Here is a 4,127-nt window from a genome sequence, read left to right on the forward strand (position 1 = left end):
TGGCCAGCAGGGCCTGCGCCTCGATCGGGTCACCGAGGGAGGTGCCGGTGCCGTGCGCCTCGACGACGTCGACGTCCGCGGCGGACAGCCGGGCGTTCTCCAGTGCCTGCCGGATCACCTCCTGCTGGGAGGGGCCGTTGGGCGCGGTCAGTCCGTTGGAGGCGCCGTCCTGGTTCACGGCGGTACCGCGGACGACCGCGAGGACCTCGTGGCCGTTGCGGCGGGCGTCCGACAGCCGCTCCAGCAGCAGTACGCCCACCCCCTCGGAGAAGCCGGTGCCGTTGGCGCCCGCGGCGAAGGCGCGGCAGCGGCCGTCCGGGGAGAGGCCCCGCTGCCGGGAGAACTCGACGAACATCCTGCTGTCGGCCATCACCGCCGCGCCGCCTGCCAGCGCCATCTCCGACTCGCCGGTGCGCAGGGACTGGACGGCGAGGTGGATCGCCACCAGGGACGAGGAGCAGGCGGTGTCCACCGTCACCGCGGGGCCCTCCACGCCGAGGGTGTACGCCACTCGGCCCGTGGCGAAGCTGCCGGTGCTGCCACGCCCGAGGTATGCCTCGAGGTCCGCGGGGACCTGTCGTACGCGCGGGGCGTAGTCGTGGTGCATGATGCCCGTGTAGCAGCCGATCCTGCGCCCGCGGAGGGAGGTGGGGTCGATGTTGGCGCGTTCGAAGACCTCCCAGGAGGTCTCCAGGAGCAGCCGCTGCTGCGGGTCCATCGCCAGCGCCTCGCGCGGGGAGATCCCGAAGAACTCGGCGTCGAAGCCGGCCACGTCGTCGAGGAAGCCACCCTCACGGACATAGGACTTGCCCGGGACGTCGGGGTCGGGGTCGTACATTCCCGCCAGGTCCCAGCCGCGGTCGGACGGGAAGGGGGTGATGCCGTCGACGCCGTCGGCCACCAGCTGCCAGAGGTCGTCGGGGGAGGTCACGCCGCCCGGCAGCCGACAGGCCATCCCGACGATGGCGATGGGCTCCCACGCCTTCTCCTCGACCTCGCGCAGTCGGCGTGTGGCCTGACGCGCGGTGGTGACGGCCTTGTTGAGGTATTCGCGGTACTTCTTGTCGTCGGCCACGGGAAAGGTCAGCTCCTAGAGAAAGTCTTCTGACGGCGAGTGGGCAGCGGGGACGGCGGCGTCAGGAAACGGTGAACTCGTTGTCGATGATGTCGAAGACCTCGTCGTCGGAGACCGACTCGAGGTCGTCGTCCTCGTCGGGGGAGGTGTCCGGGGACCACTTCGCCAGCAGGACCTGCAGGGCGGCGGTGACCTGGGAGCGGACCGTCTGGTCGTCGGGGACGGAGGCGAGCGCGCTCCTGAGCTTCTCCATCTCGGCGACCGCGGGGTGCACCGCGGGTCCGCCTTCGGGAGCGAGTGCCTGGCCCAGGTGGGCGACGAGCACGGCCGGAGCGGGGTAGTCGAAGAGCAGCGTGGCGGGCAGCCGCAGGCCGGTGGCCGCAGACAGTTTGTTGCGCAGTTCGACGGCGGTGAGGGAGTCGAAGCCCAACTCCTGGAAGGCACGGTCCGGGTGGATGGCGTGCGTGTCCTGGTGGCCGAGGACGACGGCGGTCTCCGCGCGGACCAGGTCGAGCAGAGTCTCCTTCCGGGCGTCCTCTTCGAGGCCGGCCAGGCGCTGGCGCAGCGATCCTGCCGTGGCGAGGTCGGCTCGCCGGGCGCGGGCCTCGGCCGCCGCTATGCGGCGGGCCTCGGGCAGGCCCAGCAGCAGCGGGGAGGGCCGGTGTGCGGTGAACGCCGGGTGGAATCGCTTCCAGTCGATGTTCGCTATGGTGAGGCCGCTTTGTCCGCCCGTCAGGGCTCGGTCGAGGGCGGCCAGCATCAGTTCGGGGCGGACGGCCTCGATGCCCTGGCGGCGCAGTTGCGGTGCCGAGGCGGCGTCGACCATGCCGCCGCCGGCCCAGGCGCCCCACGCGAGGGAGGTGGCGGTCCGGCCGAGGCTCTGCCGGCGCAGGGCGAGGGCGTCCAGGTAGGCGTTGCCCGCGGAGTAGGCGCTCTGGCTGCTGCTGCCCCAGACGCCCGCGATGGACGAGAACACGAGGAACGCGTCCAGGGGGGTGTCGCCGAGCAGGGCGTCGAGGTGGGCCGCGCCGGCCACCTTGGCCGACACGATGGCGCCGAAGTCGTCGAGCGTCGTCTCCTCCAGGGAGCCGAAGCCGTTGACGCCGGCCGCGTGTACCACCGTGCGGACCGGGTCGCCGTCCGCCTCGAGCTGCTCCAGCAGATCGGCCAGGGCCTGTCGGTCGGCGACGTCCAGGGCGGCCACGGTGACTCGGGCGCCGGCTTCGGCGAGTTCCGCGGTCAGTTCAGCGGCGCCCGGGCTGTCGGTGCCGCGGCGGCTGACGAGGACGAGGTGTTCTGCGCCGCCTGCGGCCATTCGTCGGGCGACGTGGCCGCCGAGGGCTCCGGTGCCGCCGGTGATCAGCACGGTGCCGGTGGGCTGCCACGGCGTCTCGTCCGGCTGCGGCCGGTACAGCGGCGTCCGCTCCAGGCGGCGGGCGAGGGCCGTCCCGGCGCGCAGGGCCAGTTGGTCCTCGTCGCCGGTGCCGCCGCCGAGCACGGTGGTGAGCAGGGCGCCCGTCTTGCCGTCGAGGGGGGCGGGGAGGTCGATGAGTCCGCCCCAGCGGCCCGGGTGTTCGAGCGCGGCGGCCTGGCCGAGACCCCACAGGGCGGCCTGGTCGGCGCTGTGCACCGGGTCGGTGCCGGAGGTGGCGACCGCGCCCTGGGTGGCGAGCCAGAGCGGTGCCTCGATGCCGCTGTCGCCGAGTGCCTGGACCAGGGTGAGCGTCGCCGCCAGACCGCCGGTGACTCCGGGGTGTGCGGGGTCGGTGGCCTCGTCGAGGGCGAGCAGGGACAGGATGCCCGTGATGGTGTCGGTGTCGGGCACGGTGCGGGTGAGGAGGTCGGCGAGGGCGGCGCGGTCGGTCCCGTCGACGGGCAGCGGGACGACGTCGGTTCCCCGGTCGCCGAGGGCGGTGAGGCATGCGGTGACGGTGGCGTCGTCCGTGCGGCCGGCGGGTACGGCGACCAGCCAGGTGCCGGTGGGGGCCGCTGCCGGGTCCGTGATCTCGGCCGGGGTCCAGGTCGTTCCGTAGACCCAGTTGTCCAGCCGGGAGGATCCGGTTTCGCGGGCCAGCCGGGCTCCGGCGAGCTGTTCCTGGGTCACCTGGCGGCCTATGAGGGCGTCGATGCGGGCAACGGGGGCGCCCATCTGGTCGGTCACCGTGACCTGCCAGGTCTCCTCGCCCGCGGGGACGAAGTGCGCCCGCAGCCGGGAGGCTCCCCGGGTCCACAGGGTGATGCCGTTCCAGGAGAAGGGCAGGCGGGGCAGGCCGGTGCCGTAGATCAGCGGTGCGTGGAGCGAGGCGTCGAGCAGGGCGGGGTGCAGGGAGAAGCGTCCCGCGTCCTCCTGCTGTTGTTCGGGCAGCGCGACCTCGGCGAAGATCTCGTCGCCGCGGGTCCATACGGCGCGCAGTCCCTGGAAGGCGGGGCCGTACTCGTAGCCGCGGTCGGCCAGGCCCGTGTAGACGGATGCGACGTCCACGGGTACGGAGGTGGCGCCGGCCGGGGGCCAGGCGAGCGCGGGCTCGGAGGACTCCAGGTCCTCGGGGACGAGCGTGCCGGCGGCGTGGCGCGTCCAGTCGGGTTCGTCGCCCTCGGGGCGGGAGTGGACGGTGACGGGGCGGCGGCCGGACTCGTCGGGCGCGGCGATCTCGACGCGCACCTGGATGCCGCCCTCCTCGGGCAGGATGAGGGGTGCCTCGATGACGAGTTCCTCCAGGGAACCGCAGTCGGCCTCGGCACCGGCGGTGAGGACCAGGTCGACGAAGCCGGTGCCGGGCAGCAGGGCGGTGCCCCACACGGCGTGGTCGGCGAGCCAGGGGTGGGTGCGTACGGACCAGCGGCCGGTGAGGGCGATGCCGTCGGTTCCGGGCAGTTCCACGGCGGCGCCGAGGAGCGGGTGTTCGGAGGGGGCGAGGCCGGCGGCGGAGACGTCGCCTTCGGCGCGCTCCGTCTTCAGCCAGTAGTGCTGGTGTTGGAAGGGATACGTCGGCAGTTCCACCCGCCGCGCGGACCCGGCATCGAACGCCGCCTCCCAGTCGACATCCACACC

At 73.4% G+C, this 4,127-nt stretch carries 2 protein-coding genes; both read right to left on the reverse strand.

Translation table 11 applies throughout. The annotated features are described in order from the left end of the window. Window positions 1–1,075 (reverse strand): beta-ketoacyl synthase N-terminal-like domain-containing protein (locus tag ACZ7KF_RS41425; protein ID WP_471087859.1); only part of this gene is annotated, 1,075 nt, incomplete at its 3' end. 61 nt (window positions 1,076–1,136) lie between these two features. Continuing rightward, a partial coding sequence (locus ACZ7KF_RS41430) for an SDR family NAD(P)-dependent oxidoreductase (protein ID WP_471087861.1) occupies window positions 1,137–4,127 on the reverse strand: 2,991 nt, incomplete at its 5' end.

The organism is Streptomyces sp. NPDC038200, from assembly GCF_055600785.1.